At 31.4% G+C, this 22,542-nt stretch carries 23 protein-coding genes, 2 tRNA genes and 1 other RNA gene; all 26 read left to right on the forward strand.

Annotation, left to right across the window (positions count from 1 at the left end):
• The first annotated feature begins 10 nt into the window (after positions 1 to 10).
• The 26 genes from PTSHG_RS00540 (at position 11) to PTSHG_RS00660 (ending at position 22,512) form a co-directional block, all read left to right on the forward strand.
• A complete protein-coding gene (locus tag PTSHG_RS00540) occupies positions 11 to 1,369 on the forward strand; it encodes an N-acetylmuramoyl-L-alanine amidase (RefSeq protein ID WP_019106977.1) in 1,359 nt (452 codons plus the stop codon).
• Positions 1,370 to 1,380: 11 nt separating this feature from the next.
• Positions 1,381 to 2,097, forward strand: coding sequence for a ribonuclease PH (gene rph / locus PTSHG_RS00545; RefSeq protein ID WP_026088808.1), 717 nt, complete (start codon positions 1,381 to 1,383; stop codon positions 2,095 to 2,097).
• Positions 2,094 to 2,678, forward strand: coding sequence for an RdgB/HAM1 family non-canonical purine NTP pyrophosphatase (gene rdgB / locus PTSHG_RS00550; protein ID WP_019106979.1), 585 nt, complete (start codon positions 2,094 to 2,096; stop codon positions 2,676 to 2,678). Before rph ends, rdgB begins: the two co-directional genes overlap by 4 nt.
• A 52-nt stretch (positions 2,679 to 2,730) precedes the next feature.
• Positions 2,731 to 2,807 (forward strand) — tRNA-His (locus PTSHG_RS00555).
• Between the two features lie 35 nt (positions 2,808 to 2,842).
• Positions 2,843 to 2,929 (forward strand) — tRNA-Leu (locus PTSHG_RS00560).
• A gap of 206 nt (positions 2,930 to 3,135) precedes the next feature.
• Positions 3,136 to 4,320, forward strand: a complete 1,185-nt coding sequence (locus tag PTSHG_RS00565; RefSeq protein ID WP_019106980.1) for an HAD family hydrolase — start codon at positions 3,136 to 3,138, stop codon at positions 4,318 to 4,320.
• A 113-nt stretch (positions 4,321 to 4,433) separates the two neighbouring features.
• The gene (locus PTSHG_RS00570) at positions 4,434 to 5,159 is read left to right on the forward strand and encodes an NfeD family protein (RefSeq protein WP_019106981.1); all 726 of its coding nucleotides are present in this window, start codon (positions 4,434 to 4,436) and stop codon (positions 5,157 to 5,159) included.
• Between the two features lie 8 nt (positions 5,160 to 5,167).
• Positions 5,168 to 6,160, forward strand: a complete 993-nt coding sequence (gene floA, locus PTSHG_RS00575; protein ID WP_019106982.1) for a flotillin-like protein FloA — start codon at positions 5,168 to 5,170, stop codon at positions 6,158 to 6,160.
• A complete protein-coding gene (locus PTSHG_RS00580) occupies positions 6,160 to 6,834 on the forward strand; it encodes a hypothetical protein (RefSeq protein ID WP_019106983.1) in 675 nt (224 codons plus the stop codon). Before floA ends, PTSHG_RS00580 begins: the two co-directional genes overlap by 1 nt.
• An 81-nt stretch (positions 6,835 to 6,915) precedes the next feature.
• Complete coding sequence (locus PTSHG_RS00585) at positions 6,916 to 7,929, forward strand: PhoH family protein (RefSeq protein WP_019106984.1); 1,014 nt, start codon at positions 6,916 to 6,918, stop codon at positions 7,927 to 7,929.
• Positions 7,929 to 8,375, forward strand: a complete 447-nt coding sequence (gene ybeY, locus PTSHG_RS00590; RefSeq protein WP_019106985.1) for an rRNA maturation RNase YbeY — start codon at positions 7,929 to 7,931, stop codon at positions 8,373 to 8,375. The genes PTSHG_RS00585 and ybeY overlap by 1 nt, the downstream gene beginning before the upstream one ends.
• A 4-nt stretch (positions 8,376 to 8,379) precedes the next feature.
• On the forward strand, positions 8,380 to 9,087 hold the full coding sequence (locus PTSHG_RS00595; RefSeq protein WP_019106986.1) for a diacylglycerol kinase: 708 nt from the start codon (positions 8,380 to 8,382) through the stop codon (positions 9,085 to 9,087).
• On the forward strand, positions 9,088 to 9,501 hold the full coding sequence (cdd, locus tag PTSHG_RS00600) for a cytidine deaminase (RefSeq protein ID WP_019106987.1): 414 nt from the start codon (positions 9,088 to 9,090) through the stop codon (positions 9,499 to 9,501).
• Positions 9,488 to 10,393 (forward strand): GTPase Era, encoded by a 906-nt coding sequence (era, locus tag PTSHG_RS00605; protein ID WP_019106988.1) that lies wholly within the window; start codon positions 9,488 to 9,490, stop codon positions 10,391 to 10,393. The genes cdd and era overlap by 14 nt, the downstream gene beginning before the upstream one ends.
• Complete coding sequence (gene recO / locus PTSHG_RS00610; RefSeq protein ID WP_019106989.1) at positions 10,377 to 11,090, forward strand: DNA repair protein RecO; 714 nt, start codon at positions 10,377 to 10,379, stop codon at positions 11,088 to 11,090. The genes era and recO overlap by 17 nt, the downstream gene beginning before the upstream one ends.
• 10 nt (positions 11,091 to 11,100) lie before the next feature.
• On the forward strand, positions 11,101 to 11,985 hold the full coding sequence (locus PTSHG_RS00615) for a glycine--tRNA ligase subunit alpha (RefSeq protein WP_019106990.1): 885 nt from the start codon (positions 11,101 to 11,103) through the stop codon (positions 11,983 to 11,985).
• Positions 11,978 to 14,047 (forward strand): glycine--tRNA ligase subunit beta, encoded by a 2,070-nt coding sequence (glyS, locus tag PTSHG_RS00620; RefSeq protein ID WP_019106991.1) that lies wholly within the window; start codon positions 11,978 to 11,980, stop codon positions 14,045 to 14,047. Before PTSHG_RS00615 ends, glyS begins: the two co-directional genes overlap by 8 nt.
• 12 nt (positions 14,048 to 14,059) lie before the next feature.
• The gene (gene ccpN, locus PTSHG_RS00625; protein WP_019106992.1) at positions 14,060 to 14,689 is read left to right on the forward strand and encodes a transcriptional regulator CcpN; all 630 of its coding nucleotides are present in this window, start codon (positions 14,060 to 14,062) and stop codon (positions 14,687 to 14,689) included.
• An 8-nt stretch (positions 14,690 to 14,697) separates the two neighbouring features.
• Positions 14,698 to 15,519, forward strand: a complete 822-nt coding sequence (locus PTSHG_RS00630; RefSeq protein WP_019106993.1) for a pyruvate, water dikinase regulatory protein — start codon at positions 14,698 to 14,700, stop codon at positions 15,517 to 15,519.
• Positions 15,520 to 15,523: 4 nt separating this feature from the next.
• The gene (locus PTSHG_RS00635; RefSeq protein WP_019106994.1) at positions 15,524 to 16,537 is read left to right on the forward strand and encodes a deoxyguanosinetriphosphate triphosphohydrolase; all 1,014 of its coding nucleotides are present in this window, start codon (positions 15,524 to 15,526) and stop codon (positions 16,535 to 16,537) included.
• Entirely contained in the window at positions 16,538 to 18,328 is a 1,791-nt protein-coding gene (gene dnaG / locus PTSHG_RS00640) for a DNA primase (RefSeq protein WP_019106995.1), read from the forward strand.
• Positions 18,321 to 19,409 (forward strand): RNA polymerase sigma factor RpoD, encoded by a 1,089-nt coding sequence (gene rpoD, locus PTSHG_RS00645; protein WP_019106996.1) that lies wholly within the window; start codon positions 18,321 to 18,323, stop codon positions 19,407 to 19,409. The genes dnaG and rpoD overlap by 8 nt, the downstream gene beginning before the upstream one ends.
• Positions 19,406 to 20,095, forward strand: coding sequence for a tRNA (adenine(22)-N(1))-methyltransferase (locus PTSHG_RS00650; RefSeq protein WP_019106997.1), 690 nt, complete (start codon positions 19,406 to 19,408; stop codon positions 20,093 to 20,095). The genes rpoD and PTSHG_RS00650 overlap by 4 nt, the downstream gene beginning before the upstream one ends.
• Positions 20,079 to 20,855 carry a Nif3-like dinuclear metal center hexameric protein gene (locus PTSHG_RS00655; protein WP_019106998.1) on the forward strand — a complete coding sequence of 259 codons (777 nt, stop codon included), beginning with the start codon at positions 20,079 to 20,081 and terminating at the stop codon, positions 20,853 to 20,855. Before PTSHG_RS00650 ends, PTSHG_RS00655 begins: the two co-directional genes overlap by 17 nt.
• Positions 20,856 to 20,880: 25 nt before the next feature.
• An RNA gene (gene rnpB, locus PTSHG_RS09505) (RNase P RNA component class A) lies at positions 20,881 to 21,205 on the forward strand.
• A 164-nt stretch (positions 21,206 to 21,369) separates the two neighbouring features.
• Positions 21,370 to 22,512 (forward strand): C40 family peptidase, encoded by a 1,143-nt coding sequence (locus tag PTSHG_RS00660; protein ID WP_238318684.1) that lies wholly within the window; start codon positions 21,370 to 21,372, stop codon positions 22,510 to 22,512.
• Positions 22,513 to 22,542: the final 30 nt, after the last annotated feature.

Genomic DNA, 22,542 nt, shown 5'->3' on the forward strand with positions numbered 1-22,542 from the left:
GGTGAATTAAATGAAAAGAATTATTAAAATAACAATTTTATTTGTAGCAATGTTAATTACTCAAGTTTTTGCTACAAATAATTTTAATGTAATTATAGGAAATAAAGACTTTAAAGTAAAAGAAGCAGGTGTACTAATAAATGAAGAATCATTAAAAACTGAATTCTTCCCCTATATAAAAGATGGTAGGACTTTTGTGCCAATTCGTGAAATTACAGAAAAACTTGGTGCAGATGTAAAGTGGGATGGAAAAGATGAAAGTATAAAGATTACATTAAATGGCGATGTAATTAATATGCAAATAGATAATCCAAATGTAACTGTCAATGATAAAGAAATTGCTTTAGATAAGGCACAAGCACCACAACTTGCACTTTATAATAAACCAAGAAAAGAAACAAAGACAATGGTTCCACTAAGATTTATTTCTGAAACGTTTGGTTATAATGTGGATTGGAACAACGACAAAGTTAGAGCAGAAATTAGTACAGTGTCAGCAAAATCTATATTTGAAGATAATAAAACTAAGAAAGAATCAAATACTAATTCAAAAAATAAAAAAACTTCAAATAAAAATACTGTATCTAAAGAAAATACTTCTAAAAAAACAAAAACAAAGTCAAGTTCTATTTTTGACAACAATTATTTTCAATCAAATGTTGAAAAAAGTGAAACTGACAATATAAAAAATCAAATCAAAAAAGGAAATGAAGACAAAATTTTTGAACAAGCAGAACTAGATGAAAAGGACAAAGAAAATAGAGTTATAAAAGATAAAATAGAAATAAACGGCAAATTGAATATAGTAATAGACCCAGGTCATGGAGGAAAAGATTCAGGAGCTATAGCTTTAGATGGCTATACTTATGAAAAAGATTTGAATTTATTAGTTGCAGAAAATTTAATGGAAAAATTAAATAATAATTCAGAAATTAATGCCACTATTACAAGGACTAGAGATGAATACATTAAGTTATTAGATAGAGCAGCTATTTCAAATGATAGTAACGCAGATTTATTTTTGTCAATTCACTTCAATAGTGCCGATAATTCAAGTGCAAAAGGGATTGAAGTTCTATATGCATCTGAAAAAAATGTGTCAATAAAAGATACAGTACAAAAACATTTTGCATCTTGTCTGCAAAAAGCCTTGATAAAAGAAACTGGAGCTCTTGATCGTGGAATCAAAAATAGACCAGCTATAATAGTTTTAAATAAGACAAAAAATGTCTCAGCACTTGTTGAGCTAGGGTTTTTGTCAAATGAAAGTGATTTAGAAAATATTAAAGACCCTGATTACATTGATAAATTAGCTAGGGGCATCTATAATGGAATAGAAGACTATATGGATAGCTATGTTATTAAATGAGAAAGGGAATTATGAGAGAAGATAGACAAAACGATGAAATAAGAGAAATTCGAATAAGACCAAACTATTTGGAACATCCAGATGGTTCGGTCTTAATTGAATGTGGAGAGACAAAAGTAATTTGCACAGCAATGATAGAAAATAAAGTTCCTGGATTTTTGAGAGGCAAGAATAAGGGTTGGCTTTCAAGTGAGTATTCAATGCTTCCTGGGTCAACTCCAACAAGAAAAATCAGGGATATTTCTAAAGGAAAGCTTGATGGCAGGAGCAGTGAAATATCAAGACTCATAGGAAGGTCTCTTAGGTCATGCATTGATTTAGATAAAATTGGAGAAAGAACAATTTGGATTGACTGTGATGTAATATCAGCTGATGGTGGAACTAGGACAGCTTCTATTACCGGTTCTTACATTGCTTTAAAAATTGCAGTAAAAAAAGCTCTGGAAAGTGGAATATTTGAAGAAGATCCAATAGTTTCTAAGCTTGCAGCAATAAGCGTGGGAAAAGTTGGAGGAATAAATTTAGTTGACTTAGACTTCAAAGAAGATTCCAATGCTGATGTTGACTTAAATGTAGTGATGAATGATAAATTTGAACTTATAGAAATTCAGGGAACTGGAGAAGGAGACACATTTTCCATAGAGGAGTTAAATGAATTTTTAAAGGGTGCCAAAAGAGGTATAGAGGATATATTTAGATATTTTGAAATTGTGGAGCAGTATATATGAGAAAAATAGTTTTATCTACCGACAACAAAAATAAATTAAGGGAAATAAAAGAAATATTAGAAGACCTTGATGTAGAAATTTACGGGAAGTCAGATATAGATGGCATGGACTTTGAAGTAGTTGAAGATGGAGACGCTTTATATGATAATGCACTAAAGAAGGCAAGGGCAATGGCTGATAGAGTTGACTTTGCTGTATTGGCAGATGATACAGGCCTATTTGTAAATGCTCTTGCTGGCGAGCCAGGTGTTCATTCAGCGAGATATGCTTCCGAGCACGATGACAAAAAAAATCGCCAAAAACTTTTAAAGAATTTAGAGGATAAAAAAGACAGAAGTGCTTATTTTAAAACTCAAATTATTTTAATTGATGAGGACAAAAATATTATCCCAATAGAAGGAGTTTGCCCTGGAAAAATTTCTCTTGATGAAAGAGGAGACAATGGCTTTGGCTATGACAGCATTTTTATTCCAGATGGATTTGAAAAAACTTTTGCTGAGATGACTCATGAAGAAAAGAATGAAATTAGTCATAGAGCTAAAGCTTTAAAAAATCTTCGAGATAAACTTTCTAATTTGTAAAAATTTATTGACAAAATATTTATGATTTGTTAATATGTATTTATTGTTCGTGGTGGGTATGGCCTAGTTGGTTAAGGCGTCAGATTGTGGTCCTGAAGATCGTGGGTTCGATTCCCACTATCCACCCCACAATATTATGAAGTGTCATAGACACTTCTTTTTTTGCTAGAGTGGCGGAATTGGCAGACGCACCAGACTCAAAATCTGGCGGTCGCAAGATCGTGTGGGTTCAAGTCCCACCTTTAGCACCAAATTCAATCGTGTGTTATTTTAATCACTTATAATTCATGTTAGTGATTTGAATAATGCGCGATTTTTTTATATTTAATTTAAACAAGTTAAAATTTTAATTAAAGTTAAATAAGTTATTGTATAATAATCTTACAAGAAAACATTTTATTAAAGATATCTTTCAAAGTATTTAAGTAAATTAAAAATTTTTATGAAGGAGAATTATATGGGTGAGAATGAATACAATAGAAAACGTAAGGAAAAGAACCCTGTTTTAGCTATTTGCTATGATTTTGACAAGACTTTGTCTCCTAAGGATATGCAAGCTCAAGGTTTCATACAATCTATAAAATATGATATTAAAGAATTTTGGACTAAGTCAAATGGCATGGCATCTGACAATGATATGGATCAAAATCTTGCTTATATGTATTTAATGGTCACAGAAGCTAAAGGCGAGAATAAAGTAACTAAAGAAAATTTAGAAAAATATGGAGCTGACGTGGTTTTATTTCGAGGGGTAAAAGAATGGTTTAATCGAATTCGTGATTATGGCGAAAAACATGGAGTTATAGTTGAGCATTATATAATTTCTTCAGGAATTAAAGAAATGATTGAAGGAACAGAAATTGCTAAAAAAGGATTTTTAGAAAAAATATATGCAAGCTCATTTTATTTTGATGAGGAAGGTGTAGCAAAATGGCCTGCACAAGTTGTAAATTATACTAATAAAACTCAGTTTCTTTTTAGAATTGAAAAAGGAATTCTAGATATTAATGACCCAGGTGTAAATGACTTTTTCCCACCAGATGAATTGCGAGTGCCCTTTAGAAATATAATTTATATTGGAGATAGCGATACTGATATTCCTTGCATGAAACTCGTCAATTCCTATGGTGGTTATTCAATTGGTGTGTATGACCCTCAATCAAGAGATAAAGAAAAAGTTTATAAGATGATTTGTGACAATAGGATTAAATATTTTGCTCCAGCTGATTATTCTGAAAATGAAGAGTTGGACTTATTAGTAAAAAGCATAATAGATAGGACTGCCGCCAATGAGAAACTGGAATCAGCGCGTTCTAATTATTATAATGAAGCCATAAAAGCTGAAAATGAAGATCATAGAAGCGAAGAAGACCATATAAAGGATGATTTAATTTCAAAACTTTCAAAGAGTGGAAGTTTTAGGTACACGCATTTTATTATTGAAGATCTTAATTCTTATGATAATTGGAATAAAAACCAATTAGAAAAACTTTTTAAAATTGCAAATGAGAATGGCCAAGTTTCATGGATTTTAGAAGATGAAGATATAAAAGAATTTTATTTAAAATTATTGAATAAATGTGATTTTGAGTCTGAAGATATGAATAGAATAAGGGGTAAGCTAGATAAAGGAAAATCTTAAGATTGCATTTATTTCTATTCCATAAATATATAAAATCTTTACAATATCTTAATACTTTTTTGGATTATAGATAAAAAATTATGGGTATTAAAATTGTAATGGAGGAGGTCAAATTGAAAAATTTAAAAAAATATTTTTATATCTTGGCATTCTTTTTAAGCTTTACAAATTTTGTATTTGCAGCAGGAGATAAGGGTGCTTTAATAGAAAATGTTTTTTCCAATGATTATGTTTTTACAATTTTACTTATTATTGCATTAGTTGGTGCTGTACTAGAAATTTTGACTCCAGGATTTGGTCTAGGTGGAGTGATTTCCTTTGTCGCCTTTGGACTCTTCTTCTGGGGGAATATTGTAATGGGCAACACCAATTGGTTTGAAATAATGTTATTTGTCATTGGCTTATTGTTACTTGCCTTTGAGATTATGATACCAGGTTTTGGTGTAGCAGGTATAAGTGGTATTCTTGCAATATCAGCTGCCCTTGTATTATCTATGAGAGATATTTACTTTGCCATATTTTCTCTTGCTATTGCTCTTGTTATTTCAGTAGTTCTGGGTATTATTCTTTTTAAAAGAGGAATTGATTCAGAAGTAATAAAAAGGCTTAGATTATTTACTGAAAGTTCAACGGAAAAGGGTTATGTTGGAGTTAAAAGTGAAGAAGTAAAGCTTGGCGATGTACTTACAACTAAGACAGCTCTTAGACCAACAGGTTATGCAGTTTTAGATGACAAAAAAATGGAAGTAATTTCAGATGTTGGTTTTATTGGAAAAGATGAAGAGGTTAGAGTAGTTAGAATTAATGGCGCAAGAATTTTCGTCAAAAAAAATATTTAGGAGGAATTATGAATTTTTATCCCTTTGGAAGCATTATAGTTATAGTCTTAATTTTTATATTTATATCCATATTTTTGTCCTTTGTACCTATTGGACTATGGGTTACAGCATTTTTCTCTGGTGTAAAAATTAGAATTTCAGAACTTATTGGAATGAAACTTAGAAGAGTTAGACCTTCAAGGATAGTTGCACCTGCCATTAAGGCAACTAAGGCGGGCTTAAATCTTGAAATTTCTAGTCTTGAAGCACATTATCTTGCAGGTGGCAATGTAAATACTCTTGTTGATGCACTTATAGCTGCACAAAGGGCAAATATACCACTTCAATTTGAAAGAGCGGCAGCAATTGATCTTGCTGGTAGAGATGTACTTGAGGCAGTTCAAGTTTCTGTAAACCCTAAGGTTATTGAAACACCGAATATTTCTGCAGTTGCTCAAGATGGTATTGAAGTAATTGTAAAGGCTAAGGTAACTGTAAGGGCAAATATTGAAAGACTTGTCGGTGGTGCTGGAGAACAAACTATAATAGCAAGAGTAGGCGAAGGTATTGTAACAACTGTGGGTTCATCTCAAAGCTATAAGTCTGTTTTAGAAAATCCTGATTCAATTTCAAGAGTTGTTTTAGACAAAGGGCTTGACTCAGGAACAGCTTATGAAATTTTGTCAATTGATATTGCTGATGTTGATGTTGCAAGAAATATAGGTGCAAGACTTCAAACTGACCAAGCAGAAGCTGACAAGAGAATTTCTGAAGCTAAGGCAAGTGAAAGACGTGCTATGGCACTTGCTCGTGAACAAGAAATGAAGGCAGAGGTTGAAGCCATGAGGGCTAAGGTTGTAGAAGCTGAATCACAAGTACCTATTGCTATGGCTGAAGCACTCAAGAGCGGTAATTTAGGAGTCTTTGATTATTATAAAATGCAAAATATAAATTCTGATACTGATATGAGAAAATCTATTTCAAAAATTTCTGATAAAAATCCTAAAAAGGAAAATAAATAATGAGCCCTATTTTGAGTATTTTTATCGCAATAATTTCTTTAATGCCTGCAATTATATTCGTAATAATATTTAAAGTATTGCTTACGATTTTAGATAGAGGCAAAAAGAAATTTAATGAAGATTTTCATGAAGATGAAAGAAACTTGAAAAATTTTCATAAAGAGAGAAAATCAGATACAGATACTTTGGTAAATGAAATCAAAAGAATAATCAAAGAAGAAAGAGAAAAAGAGAAGAATAAAAATATTTCTAAGAGTGCAAATAAGAAAAAAAGAGAAAATATTTTAATAGATAAAGATCCAAAACTTTCTCAAGAAAAGTTAAAGGAAAAACTTATTGAAAAGAGAAAGCCCAAGGAAAAAGGTCAAGAAAACTTATCAGATTCTTATAATCTTGAAAAATCTTATAACTTGTCTGATACTTATAATCTAGAAAAGACTTACAATTTATCAGATACCTACAATTTGGAAAAGGACTCTGACGAGAAAGAAAAGGTCTATGACAAAACTATTGACAGTGAGTTTATTAGAGAGTGTGAATCTAATGAAGTTTTCTACGAAGATGAATATGAAAACCAAAATATTTCTCTTGATTTTTTAGAGTTTGATGAAAAAGATTTGCCAAAAATTATTGCTTACAAAGAAATTTTTGACAAACCTTTAAGTCTTAGATAAATAATGGCTTGCTTTTCATAATCTATGGAAAAGTGAGCCTTTTTGTGGTATTATAATAATCACGTTTAAGGGGGTATATATTTGGCAAAAGTTGAGAGTTCCATTGATATTAATGATATAAATTTATTGTCAATTATTTTTGGCAAGTTAGATGAAAATATAGGGCTTGTTGAAAAAGAAATGGATGTATCTATTAAGTCTAAGAATGATAAAATTTTGGTAAGTGGAAATGAAGATAGAGTTGAAGATGCTGTTGTTTTATTAAACAATTTAATTGACACCGCAATAAAACAAAATAGCTTGAGTCTATCTGATGTTAGGTATTCAATTTCTCTTATTAAAAACAATGAAAAGAGACCAGTTTCTGAGCTTCTAAAAGATACTGTTGTTTACACATCTATGGGTAAGCCAATAAGGGCAAAGACTCTAGGTCAAAAGAGATACATTGATAGTATTAACAATAATGACATTGTATTTGGAATAGGGCCTGCAGGTACTGGCAAAACTTATCTTGCCATGGCAGCAGCTGTTCGTGCTTTTAAGGCAAAGGAAGTAAATAGAATTATATTAACGAGACCAGCTGTTGAAGCTGGAGAAAATTTAGGATTTTTGCCAGGAGATTTGCAAAATAAAGTTGATCCATATTTAAGACCTCTATATGATGCTCTCTTTGAAATACTTGGTCATGACACTTACAACAATTTATTTGAAAAGGGGCTTATTGAAGTTGCACCTCTTGCATATATGAGAGGTAGGACGTTGGATTCTGCCTTTGTAATACTTGACGAAGCACAAAATACAACTAATGAACAAATGAAGATGTTTTTGACTCGTCTTGGCTATGGCTCTAAAGCAATTATAACAGGCGATGTTACTCAAATAGATCTTCCTCATGGGAAACAGTCAGGTCTTAAAACTGTTTTAAGGATTCTCGACGGAGTTAAAGGAATAGGAATAACTTATCTAAATAAAAATGATATTGTCAGACATCCTCTAGTTCAAAGAATTATAGATGCTTATGAAAAATATGAAAAGACTAATGAAAAAGCGACAAAAGTAATAGAAGCTAAGAAGTCAAAGAGTTGGAGAAAGTAGTGGAAATTTATTACGACGACAGACAAGATGATATAAAAATAAGCGAAGAAATTAAGGATTTAATTGAAAAATCAATTGCTGCTGTTTTAAAAGTAGAAGAACTTGACGAAAATGTAGAAGTTTCAGTATCTTTTGTTGGCGACGAGGAAATTAGAGAATTAAATAGAGATTATAGAGGTGTGGACAAGAGCACTGATGTTTTATCTTTTCCCATGGACGATGAATTTATTTTAGACAATAGGATTCTCGGAGATGTTATAATTAATACAAGAAGAGTCATGGAGCAAGCAGAAGAACTGGGGCACTCAAATGAAAGAGAGTTTTCTTATTTAACAGTTCACAGTATTCTTCATCTTTTAGGTTATGACCACATGGAAGATGAGGACAAAAGACAAATGAGAGAAAGAGAAAAGCTTGCAATGAAGGAGCTTTCTATATACAGGTGATTTTATGAAAAAAGGACGATTTATATCTTCATTTAATTATGCAGTGCAAGGGATTATTTCTGTCTTAAAGACAGAAAGAAACATGAAGTTTCATTATCTTGCAGCTCTTGGAATAATTATTTTATCTCTTTTTTTTGATATATCATCGACAGAGTTTTTATTAATGCTTTTTGCTATAACTCTTGTAGTTTTTGCAGAAATGATCAACACGGCAATAGAAAGGACAATTGACTTAGTTGTTCAAGAGTATAATCCAATTGCAAAATATGTTAAGGATGTATCTGCAGGTGCAGTTTTAATCACAGCTTTAAATGCAATTGTTGTTGCTTACTTAGTTTTTTATGATAAATTCGCATCTTTTGGAGATTTACTTTTATTTAAAATAAAAAATATGCCAAATCATTTAGCATTTGTGTCCTTACTAATAATAATTATTGCCACAGTTGGGGCGAAACTTTTAATGGCGAAAAAAAGTGGTGGTACATATTTTCAAGGTGGAGGACTAAGTGGTCACTCAGCAATATCTTTTTGTGCAGCCACAATTATAACAATGATAGCAGAAAATTCCCTTGTGACACTTTGTTCCTTTGGACTTGCCTTTTTAGTGGCAGAAAGTAGAGTGGAAGGCAAAATCCACAAAGTTTCTGAAGTTCTTGTTGGTGCAATACTTGGAGTATGTGTTGCAATATTTGTATTTAAGGTAGTTGGTTAAATGGAATATAATAAATTAATTGAACTTGCAATAAAGGCAAGAGATAATATGACATATACGCCTTACTCACATTTTAATGTGGGTTGTGCAGTTGAGATGGAAGATGGCTCAGTTTATTCTGGTGGAAATATTGAAATAGCATCTTATTCTCCAACGAATTGTGCGGAGAGGACTGCAATTTTTAAGGCAGTTTCTGAAGGCAAGAGAGAGATTAAAAAAATTGCCATAGTTGGGGATAGTGATTTCACTTTTCCTTGTGGAGTATGCAGACAAGTTATTCGTGAATTTTCAAAAAATCCTGAAATAATAATTGCAAATTCTACTGAAGACTATAAAATTTATGGAATGGAGGAAATTTTACCTCATTCCTTCGGTCCAGAGGACCTAATGGGAGATGAACATGACAGAAAATAATTTTAAATCGGGATATGTTTCTGTAGTAGGGAGACCTAATGTTGGTAAATCAACTTTACTAAATGCAATAATTGGTGAAAAAATTTCGGCAATATCTTCAAAACCGCAGACAACAAGACAAAATATTACCTTTATTCACACTGATGATGATTCACAAATAATATTTTTGGATACGCCAGGCATTCAAAGACCTAAAAACAAGCTTGGTGAATTTATGCTAACAGAATCAAAGGAAAGTATTGATGAAGCTGATGTAATAACATATATAGTTGACACATCAAAGAAAATTGGAAAAGCTGAAAGGTCAATCATAGATATTTTAAAGGAATATAAAGGCGGAGTACCAATTATTTTACTTATTAACAAAGTTGATACAATAAAAAAAGATGAAGTTCTTGAAATAATTTCAATGTATGCCAATGAAGGAATTTTTAATGAAATTGTTCCAATTTCTGCAATGAAAAATGACGGAGTAGATATTTATATAGAAACCCTAAAGAAATATTTAAAGCCCGGTCCAATGTACTATCCAGATGATATGATTACTGATAAAAATGAAAGATTTATAGTAGCAGAAATTATTAGAGAAAAGGGACTTAGGTACTTAAATGAAGAAGTTCCTCATGGACTTGCCATTTCTATTGAAAAATTCAAAAAGAGAGAAGGCAAAAATATCTATGATATTGAAGCAAATATATATGTGGAAAGGGATTCTCACAAAGGAATTTTAATTGGTAAGGGCGGATCAATGCTAAAGAGGATTGGCTCTGAGGCAAGAGAGGATGCTGAAAGACTTCTAGATGCTAAAGTCAACTTGCAAATATGGGTTAAAGTAGAGAAAAATTGGAGAGAAAGAGATAACTTGGTAAAGAGATTTGGTTACGACAAATAATTATACTTTGGGTATAGTCTTAAATGAAATGGAATTTGGCGAAAGCTCAAAAATTATTAGAGTATTTACTAGAAATTATGGAAAAATTTCCATTATGGTAAAGGGAGCAATGACGCCAAAATCAAAAAATTTAAGCGTATCACAAGTTTTTGGAGTAAATGAATATCTTTTGAAAAAAGGTCAAAACTTTTTTTATATAAGCGATGCAAAAATCGTAGAATCTAATTTTAAAATCAGGGCTAGCTATGAAAATTTAGTTTATGCTTCCCTTTTACTTGAAATTTTAGAAAAATCATCTATAAGTGGAGAAGCTAATAAAAAAGCTTTTGACCTATTGAGAAAGTCTCTAAATTATTTTAACTTTACTAAATCTCCAATTTCACTTGCTCTTGCCTTTGAGCTCAAGTATCTTTCCTTTATTGGTTATAGACCAAAACTTGGGACCAAAGAGAAGGCTTATTTTTCTATAAGGGAAGGAATAATTGATTTTCAAGATCCCTATTCTTTTTCACTGACAAGAAGAGATTTGATTTACTTAAATAAGATTTTATATTCTAAGTTAGATGATCTAGAAAATATTGAAGAAATTAAAGAAATTGATATAAATAGAAAAAAATATTTGCACAATATAGTTATAAAATATATAAAATACAATTTAGATATAAGCAGTTTTAAGTCAGATAAGCTGTTTAATTAAGGAGGAAAAAATGTATTTCCAAGATTTAATTATGACATTGGAAAATTATTGGAAGGAAAAGGGAGCTATTATTATGCAACCCTATGACACTGAAAAGGGTGCAGGAACAATGAATCCTAATACTTTTTTGAGATCCCTTGGACCTGAAGAGTGGAAAGTAGTTTATGTTGAACCATCAAGAAGACCTGCTGATGGTAGATACGGGGAAAACCCAAATAGACTTTACCAACATCATCAATTGCAAGTTATTTTGAAACCATCTCCAGAAGATGTACAACAACTTTACCTTGATTCACTTTTTGCAATAGGTATTGACCCAAAGAAGCATGACATTAGATTTGTAGAAGACAACTGGGAATCTCCTACACTTGGCGCTTGGGGTCTTGGTTGGGAAGTTTGGCTAGATGGAATGGAAGTTACTCAATTTACTTATTTCCAACAAGTTGGTGGAGTAAACTTAGATCTTGAAAGTGCGGAGCTTACTTATGGACTTGAAAGAATTGCAATGTATCTTCAAAACGTTGAATCTGTATATGATATTCAGTACAACGAAAATATAACTTATGGCGAAGTATTTAAAAAGAATGAATACGAACACTCAAAATATGCCTTTGAACTTGCAGATGTAGACATGCTTAGAAAGTTATTTGATATGTATGAAGCCGAAGCTAATAGAGTAATTGAAGAAGGAATAGTAATTGATGCCTACGATTATACTCTTAAATGTTCTCATGCTTTTAACTTATTAGATGCTAGAGGAGCACTTTCTGTATCTGAAAGGACAAGCTATATTCAAAGGGTTAGAAATTTAGCTAGAGTTGTTGCGAAGACACATTTAAAACATAGAGAAGAAATGAACTATCCCCTTATCAATAGAGGTGAAATTAATGAATAATTATTTACTTGAAATCGGAGTTGAGGAGTTGCCTTCAAGATTTGTCAACATGGCAATTGAGCAACTTTATGAAAAATCTAAAAAGTTATTAAATGAAAATGAAATTGGTTTTGAAGATGTAAAAGTTTATGCAACTCCAAGAAGATTAAGTCTTATAATTGAAGGTCTTGATGAAAAACAAAAAGACATCCAAAAAGAAGTCAAGGGTCCTTCTGTAAAGATTGCATACGATGATGATAAGAAACCTACAAAACCTCTTTTAGGTTTTATGAAATCACAAAATATTAGTGAAGATGACTTAGTAATTAAGGAAGTAAAGGGAACAGATTATGTTTTTGCAAATATTTCATCAATTGGCAGAAAATCATCTGAAATTTTAGCTGAAATTATGCCTTCTCTTATTAAGGATATTAATTTTCCTAAAAATATGCGTTGGGGCGGCAAAAATATTAGATTTGCCAGACCAATTAGATGGGTTGTTTCACTTTTAAATGACAAGGTAGTTGAATTTGAATTTGAAGGTATTTCTGTTGGAAATAAAACTAAGGGTCACAGATTTTTAGGATCTTCAGAAATTATCGTTGATAATGTAGATAATTATGAAAAATTACTAGAAGAAAATTATGTGATTTTAGATCAAAATAAAAGACGAGAAATTATTAAATATGAATCAACAAAAATTGCTAAAACACTTGGTGGCGAAATTCACGAAAATGAAGATTTATTAGAAGAATTAACTTTTATAGTCGAATATCCAACTCCAATAAAGGGTAGCATTAAGGAAAAATATTTAAGTCTTCCTAAGGAAGTTGTAACTACTACAATGATTGACCACTTGAGGTTTACTCCTATTTATTCACAAGACGGAGAACTTCTACCATATTTTATAACTGTAAGAAATGGTACTAATGATTATGAAGATATTGTAATTGCAGGTAACGAAAAAGTTTTAGGAGCAAGACTTGAAGATGCAAAATTCTTCTACGAAGATGATATTTCTAAACATCTTGAAGACTATGTTGAAAATTTAAAGGGAGTTTTATTCCACGACAAATTAGGCTCAATGTTTGCAAAAGAAAAGAGAGATGGAGTAGTTGCAAAGAAAATTGCAAAGTCTCTTTCCTTTGCAGATGAAGCAATTGATGCTCTCGATAGGGTGGCTCATCTTTCAAAGGCTGACTTAACTACAAAGATGGTAGTAGAATTTACAGAACTTCAAGGAGTAATGGGAGAAATTTATGCACAAAATTCTGGAGAAAAGGAAATTGTTGCAACTGCAATTAGAGAACAGTATCTTCCAAAATTTGCAGGCGATGAACTTCCAAAATCAAGTGTAGGTTCAATATTCTCTTTGGCTGATAAGATTGATACAATAGCAGGACTTTTTGCCATTGGAGAAATTCCTACTGGTTCAGCTGATCCTTTTGCACTTAGAAGATCTGCTATTGGAATAATAAATATAATTAGAAATAATGCTTGGAAGTTTAATTTAAGCGAAGCTATAGAAACAAGCTTATACGAATATATAAAGGATTTGGGACTTACTTTTAATCATGAAGAAGTAATTAAAAATGTAAGAGACTTCTTCTTTGGAAGAATTAAGACAATGCTCCAAGAAGAGGGAATTAGGTATGACATTATTGATGCTGTCTTAATTCCTGGAAGTGAAATTCAAGATATTTTTGCAAAGGCAATCGAATTAAACCAATGGTTTAATGAAGATAGGTCTAAATTTGTTGATGCATACAATAGAATTAATAATTTGACTAAAAATATTGATTTCACAGAAGTAAATGAAGAACTTCTAAAAGAAGATGAGGAAAAAAATCTTTATGATAAATTTGTTGAAATAAACGAGAGATTTAATGATTCTCTTTCTTCAGAAGATTACAAAGAAGCAATGAATATTTTAAATGAATTGGTACCATCTATTGATGCTTTCTTCGATAATGTAATGGTAATGGCAGAAGATGAGAAAATAAGACAAAATAGACTTGCACTTATAAATAGTATTGAGGAAAATATTCAAAAAATATTGAAAATCGAGAACATTGTGGAATAGGTCGGTGAGTAAATGAAATTCAGCGATAGGCAGACTGAAATTATTGAAATTGTAAGAGATGAAGGTCCCATTACAGGCGATGAAATTGCAGAAAAATTAGGTTTGTCAAGAGCGACTATTAGATCAGACCTTTCAGTTCTCACTATGATTAATATTTTGGGAGCTAGACCAAAGTTTGGATACTTTTATACTGGCAAATCTATTCTTTCACAGCTTTCAGATGACCTAAAAAAATTAAAACTTAGGGATTATATGTCACTACCATTTTCTTGTGAGCAAAAAACTTCTGTATATGATGTAGTAGTAGGTCTTTTTATGGAAGATTTATCTTCTATGTTTATTACTGATGGTGGATATCTTGTTGGCATAGTTTCAAGAAAAGATTTAATTAGATTTATGATTGGAGATGCTGACATAAAAAAAACTCCGATTAGTGTAATTATGACAAGAATGCCAAATGTTTTTTATGTTGATGTTAATGATAGCGTTTATAAAGCAGCTAATTTAATTGTAACAAAGGGTATAGATTCTCTACCTGTTGTGGAAGTTAAGAAAAATAATAATCTCGAAGTTGTTGGAAGATTTACAAAGACAAATGTTACTAGACTCTTTGTAGATGTATGTGACGGCGAGATAATCTAGGAGGAGAAATGAATAAAGAAGATAGACAACTTACTATTTTTGTAATCTCTGATTCAATTGGAGAAACTGGTGAATTAATTGCAAAAAGTTCTGCTAGACAGTTTGAGTCAGAAAATTATGAAATAGTTAGATATCCTTATCACAACAGCATTGAACAGATAAAGCCAGTTCTCGAAAAAGCTTCAAAGATTCATAATAGTTTGATAGTTTACACAAATGTTGTAAAAGAAACTAGAGAATTTATTGAGAGAAAGACTCATGAGTTAAATCTTCATACAGTTGATGTCATGGGCGAACCTATGCGCCAAATACAAGATATTTTAGGTTATGAACCTCTTAGAGAACCAGGACTTATTAGAAGACTTGATGAAAATTATTTCAAGAAAGTTGAATGTGTTGAGTTTGCAGTTAAGTACGATGATGGAAAAGACCCCCGCGGTGCTAAGAAGGCTGATATTTGTCTTGTTGGTATTTCAAGAACGTCTAAGACTCCACTTTCAATGTATCTTGCAAACAAATTATACAAGGTAGCAAATATACCGCTAGTTCCTGAAGTTCCTGTTCCAAAGGAAGTTTATGAAAAAGATGTAAATAAGGTAGTGGGTCTAATTGCTAATCCTGAAAAAATTATTTCTGTTAGAGAACAAAGATTAAAATCTCTTGGACTAACATCAGGAGCAAAGTATGCGAATTATGACAGAATTAGAGAAGAATTAAATTATTCAAAGCAAGTTATGGAAGAACTAGGTTGTTTTGTAATAGATGTTTCTGACAAGGCAATTGAGGAAACTGCTGAAATTATAATTAATCATATGGAATCTAGGGTGTGATTATATGAATCTTAGAGTTGAGAGAGAAAAACTTGAACACAAAATGTTATTTGATTTTGCCACATTTGCAGATTCAACTTTGGGAAGAAATGAAAGAGAAGAAAAATGCAATATTAGAACTGAGTTTCAAAGAGATAGAGATAGGATTATTCACTCAAAAAGTTTTAGGAGATTAAAACACAAGACTCAAGTCTTTATTTCTCCTGAAGGGGATCATTTTAGGACAAGACTCACTCACACTCTCGAAGTCAGTCAAATAGGAAGGACAATAGCTAGGGCTTTAAGACTTAATGAAGATTTAGTTGAGGCTATTTCACTTGGGCATGACTTGGGACATACGCCTTTTGGCCATTCGGGAGAGTCTGTATTAAATGAACTAAAAAGTGATGGCTTTATTCATGGAGAACAATCTTTAAAGGTTGTAGATTTTTTAGAAAGATCAGACAAACGGATAGGACTTAATTTGACAGAGGAAGTTCGTGATGGAATTTTAAATCATTCTGGTGCCAATGAGGCAAAAACTCTTGAAGGAAAAATAATAAAATTTGCTGACAGAATTGCCTATATCAATCATGATATTGACGACGCAATTAGGGCTGGTATTATTTCATCTGATTCTCTTCCAAAGGAACTCACGAAGGTTTTGGGCAATACTTCTTCTGAGAGGATTAACACGATGATAGTTGGAATAGTTGATAAGTCTTATGGCAAACCTATAGTTGAAATGGAAAGGGAAATTTATGAAGCGACAATGGACCTTAGAAAGTATATGTTTAATACCGTTTACTTGGATCCTGTTGTAAAAAGTGAAGAAGTGAAAATAAAAAGGCTTCTTACAGAGCTTTATAATTATTATATGGAAGATCTTTCTAGAATTCCTGAAAATCATTTGAGCCTTTACAATGATAGAGTTCACAATAATGAAGATATTGTTTCTGATTACATTGCAGGAATGACAGACACCTATGCAATGGAGCAATTAAAAAATATTTTTATACCGAAGGGATGGAGCATTTAATTGTACCTTATAAATGATAATGTTCTTGATGAAATACGAGACAGAGCAGATATAGTTGATTTAATTGGAGAATATGTTGACTTAAAAAGGTCAGGTTCAAACTATATGGGGCTCTGTCCTTTTCATTCTGAAAAGACACCTTCTTTTTCTGTTTCGCCATCGAAATCTATTTTTAAATGTTTCGGTTGCGGAGTTGGTGGCGACGTTATTACCTTTATTATGAAAAGAGAAAATTTAAGTTTTCCAGAAGCTGTAGAATTTCTGGCAGATAAATATAATGTTAGACTTTCAGAATATAAAGATGAAAACAAAGAAGCTCGCGATAAAAGAAATAGACTTTATGACATAAATAGAGAAGCGGCGATGCATTTTTTAAAAAATTTATCATCCTCACAGAAGGCACAAAAATATTTAAAAAATAGAGGTCTAAATGATAAAACCATTAGAAGTTATGGACTTGGATATTCTAAAGATTCTTGGACGGATTTATATGATCATTTAAAGAAGTTAGGTTATGAAGATGACGAACTGTTAGAATTAAATTTAATTTCTAAGAGCAAAAGTGGAAATTACATTGACAGATTTCGAGACAGAGTTATGTTTCCTATAATAAACAGAAACAATAGAGTAATTGGATTTGGAGCAAGGGGCTTTGGTGATGCTAAGCCTAAATACTTAAATTCTAAGGAAACACCAATATTTCACAAGGGAAGTAACCTTTTTAATATGAATATTATTTCAAGAGAATCAAGTCGCGATAGAATAATATTAGTTGAAGGATATATGGATGTTATTTCTTTATACAATAGTGGTATAAATTATAGTGTAGCAAGCCTTGGTACTTCATTGACAGAAGACCAAGCAGGAATTATTAAGAATATGGCGAAAGATATATATATCTGCTATGACAGCGACGAGGCTGGTATAAATGCAACTTCAAGAGCAATAGATATATTTTTATCTAAATCATGTAAGCCTAAAATTATTGAATTAGAAGGTGGGTTAGACCCAGACGATTTTATAAAGAAATATGGAATGGAAGGATTTGAAAATAAAATCAAGAGTGCTATTTCATATATAGATTTCAAGATTAAAAAATTAAAAGAAAATTTCAATTTAGAGGACAACGAAGGTCTTAGCAATTTTACTCTTGAGGCTGCGAAAATATTGTCTAGCATTGTAAATCCAATTGAGAGAGATATTTTCGTAAAAGATTTTTCAAAAAATTATAATATTTCTTACAAGGCAATCGAAAATTATATTAATTATTTAAACAGAAATAAAATTAAGAGTGCCAAAAAAGAAAAGGTTAGAGCAAAGAAGAATACAAATGTTGTGAAAAGTTCTAAGACTAAAGCACAAGAGGAATTATTATCTTATTCTTTGCTTGACAATGATATTTATAATTATATTAAAAATAAAATTGAGATTTTTTACTTTACAAGTGTTATGACTAGAGCAGTCTTTGAAGAAATTCCTAAAATGTATGAAGAAGAAATTGAAGTTTATGAATTTCTAAATCTTATAGAAAAAAATCGTCTAATTGATTCGAATTTCAAAGAGAATATTTTAAGTATTATAAAAAATATTCATGTCAATGACAGAATTGTGGATGAATTAATTAAGAGCTTAGAGAAAAATTATCTCCAAAAGAAAAAGGATGAAATCCTTATAAACATCGAAAAACTTCAAGGGGAAGAAGACAAAAATCTCTTACTCAATGCTTTAAAAGATTTAAAAGATATTAATTTAAAGTTAAGTGAGTTGAAAGAGGAGGGCAATAATGAGTGAAAATATAAAAAATAAGGATTCAATTGAATCAATAACAGAACAGCTTTTAAAAGATGGCAAAAAAGATGGGAATCTCAGCTATGACGAAATAGGCGATGCCTTTGAAAAGTTTCAAATTGATTCTGACGATATAGATGAATTATATAAGACCTTTGAAAAAGAAGGAATACATTTAGTTGATAAAAAAGATTTAAAAGATGATGAAGATGAAGTAGATGTTACAAAAGAAGATTTGTCAGTACCTAAGGGTGTAACTGTAGATGACCCTGTCAGAATGTATTTAAAAGAAATTGGTAAAATTTCTCTTTTAACTGCTGATGAAGAAGTTGAAATCGCAAAGAGGATGGAAGCTGGAGACGAGTCAGCTAAAAAAGAACTTGCTGAAGCAAATTTAAGACTTGTGGTTTCCATTGCCAAGAGATATGTAGGAAGAGGAATGAGCTTTTTGGATTTAATTCAAGAAGGTAATCTCGGACTTATGAAGGCAGTTGACAAGTTTGATTACACTAAGGGCTTTAAGTTCTCCACTTATGCAACTTGGTGGATTAGACAAGCTATTACGAGGGCAATTGCTGATCAAGCTAGAACTATAAGAATACCTGTACACATGGTTGAAACAATAAATAAACTTGTAAGAGTTCAAAGACAACTTGTACAAGATCTTGGTCGTGACCCACTTCCAGAAGAAATTGCAGCAGAAATGAATTTAGATGTGGAAAGAGTTCGCGAAATTCAAAAAATTGCACAAGAGCCAGTTTCTCTTGAAACGCCAATTGGGGAAGAAGAAGATTCGCATCTTGGAGACTTTATACCAGATGATGAAATTTTATCTCCATCAGATGCTGCCACTTTTACTTTATTAAAAGAACAACTTAATACAGTTCTTGAAACTTTAACTGAAAGAGAAAAAAAGGTGCTAACACTGAGATTTGGACTTGATGATGGAAGAGCAAGGACTCTAGAAGAAGTTGGAAAAGAATTCGATGTAACTCGTGAAAGAATTAGACAAATTGAGGCAAAGGCGTTAAGAAAATTGCGTCATCCGTCTAGGTCAAAGAAATTAAAGGATTATTTAGAATGATAAAATTATCGAATAGGCTAAAAAAAATTGCAGAACTTGTGGATTTAGGAGCTTCGGTAATTGATGTGGGCACAGATCATGGTTATGTGCCCAATTTTTTATGCGAAAATAAAATCTCAAGGGACATTATTGCAACGGATATATCAAAAAATTCTCTTGAAAAGTCTATTGAACTTACAAGAGAGTTGGGAAATGAAAAATATATTAAAAATATTCTCACAAATGGAATTGTAAAAGAAAATCGAGACAATATAATTATCGCAGGACTTGGCGGAATTCAAATTGCTGAAATTATTTTAAATTCAATTGAAATTTCTAAAGTTTCAAAAAAATTGATTTTACAACCAATGCAAAAGGCTAATATTTTGCGTAGAGAATTAAATAATATGGGTTTTGCTATAATAGATGAAGAGATAATCTTTGAAGATGATAGGTACTTCGAAATCATAATTGCAAGATACTCTGGTAAAAAAGAAAGCTTAGAAGAAATAGATTTTTATTTTTCAAAAGTTTTGATAGAAAAAAAAGATAAAGTTTACTTAGATTTTTTAAGAGAAAGAAAAAAAGATATTGAAAAAATTTTAAATAGCTTTGTGTCAGACAATAGTAGGTCAAAAAATAGGAGAGAAGAACTTTTTAATTTGCTCAAAAAAACAGAGGAGGTAATAGATGAAATATCAAGTTAGTGAAATAAAAAAATTTATGGATGCTTGGGCAAAAGAGGAATACCAGCTATCTTGGGATAATTGTGGTAGTCAAATTGAGTTTAATGGCGAAACAGAATCTGTAGTTCTAGCTCTAGATGTTACAGATAAAGTTATTGATAGGGCAATAAAAATGAATTCTAAGCTAATTATAAGCCACCATCCAATGTTTTTTGCTGGAACAAAAAGTATTGTGGAGGGAACTTATAGTGGAGACAATATCATTTCTCTTATAAAAAATAATATTTCAGTTTTTTCCTATCATACTTCTATGGACATAGCAGAGGATGGAGTAAATGACACTCTCTTTGAAAAATTAAATTTAAAGAATAAAGAAATTTTAACTTATGAAGAAGAAAAGCCTATGGGTTTAGTGGGCGACTTGGAAAATAATTTTGCAATAGAAGAGCTTAAGGAGTTTTTAAAAAAGCAACTTCAAGTTTCGAAAATAAGAGTTTATGGTAGAGAAAATAGGGATATTAAAAAAGTTGCTATTCTTGGGGGAAGCGGCGCAGATTTTATTACTGATGCCAAAAAGTCTGGTGCAGATGCCTTTATAACTGGAGATATAAAGCATCATGACGGACAAAGAGCCTATGAAGATGGAATTATTTTAATAGATGTGGGACATTTTTATTCAGAAAAAATAATTCTTCCAAAAATAAAAAATAGACTAAGCAAAAAGTTTAGGGAGCTAGATTTTTATATAGAAGAAGAAAGTAGCTTTGAACTTGATATTTAAGTTTTTAAGTGATAAAATATTTGAGTAAGTAAATTGGTCAACTGCACAAATGTGAGGAAAGTCCGCGCTCCGCAGAGCAGGGATGCTGGCTAACGGCCAGTGGGGGCGACCCTAAGGCAAGTGCAACAGAAATATACCGCCCTTTGGGTAAGGTTGGAAAGGCGAGGTAAGAGCTCACCAGATCATTAGTGATAATGATGCTATGTAAACCCCATTCGGAGCAAAACCAAATAGGAATAACAGATGCTGCTCGTATCTGCCGGTAGGTAGGTTGCTAGATATTATAGGTAACTATAATACAAGATAGATAGTTGACAAAACAGAACGCGGCTTATAGATTTGCTTACTACATAATTTAAAATTTATTTTATGCAAAAGTTACAAAGGAGTTAAATTTATTTTAACTATTTTGTAACTTTTTGTTGTTTTTTTGTAACAACTTTGCTATACTTAAGTAGTAATAAAAATGTACGAAAATAATTATTTTAGAAATATAAAATTTAGAGTATAGGAGTTGTTAGTATTGGTTTCCTTTAAAAATAAATTGCCACTAGGCCTATTTGCACTATGCGCAGTTTCAATAGTTGGCATGAAAGATACAGGAGTATTTATTAACGAACATGTACAAAAGACATATAGTGGAAATGAAATTGAATTTGCTGTAGGCGAAAAAGTAGAAATCCTTGAAAGCAAGGGTAATGAATACTATGTACAAAAGGGCAAAGCAAAAGTTACTATTCCACAAGAAAAAATATTACTTACAGAAATTAATGTTCCTACTTATCAAATTGTGAAAGCAAGTCCAATTTTAGATGATAATGGCAAGATTATCAGAAATCTATTTATTGATGAATTTGCAATTGGTATTTCAATTGATAAAGACAAAGCTAAGATTAAATGTAACGATGGAACTGTGGGAAATGTTGATAGAACAGCACTTAAAAAGATTTCTGATAAGAGAAATAATGTGACAGAAGTTAAAGTTAAGAATAATTCTGTTGCAAGAAGTGACAATGGTAAAAAATTAAACTTAAATAGAAGTCAAATTGTTAATGTAATTGATTATAAAGAAGGACTTTTCATCATCGAAGATAAGGGTAATTCTTACAATGTTGATGCAAAGAATCTTGATATAGTTTCTGGCACAAAAGTTGAAAGAAATGAAGAAGTAAAAAGGGTTCAAATTCAACTTTTAGCTGATGATGAAAAAGAAATTCAAAATGTTATTAAAACTAAAGAAGTTAAAGAATTAAATGAATTTAAAATAGTAGCAGCACCTAACTCTTCTATAGCAGCTAGGGTTATTTCCTCTGCAGAAAATAAACTTGGATCTACATACGTATATGGAGATACTGGTAAAGAAGGATATGATTGTTCAGGCCTTATTTATTCAATTTATTGCAATGAATTAGGAATTTCACTTCCAAGATCTTCAGCGGCACAGTCAACTTTTGGAAAACAAGTTTCAAAATCTGATTTACAAGAGGGAGATTTAGTATTCTTTAACACAACAGGTAATGGTGTTAGTCATGTTGGTATTTATATTGGAGGAGGAAAGTTTATACATGCTTCTTCAGGACAAGGTAAAGTAATGACATCATCACTTGATGAGGGATATTACGAAGATAGATATGTTAATGCAACACGTGTGCTATAATATAATTTTTCATTTAGAGCCTTAGGGCTC

Origin of the sequence: Peptoniphilus senegalensis JC140, from assembly GCF_000321025.1 — a bacterium.
Lineage (GTDB): Bacteria > Bacillota > Clostridia > Tissierellales > Peptoniphilaceae > Peptoniphilus_A > Peptoniphilus_A senegalensis.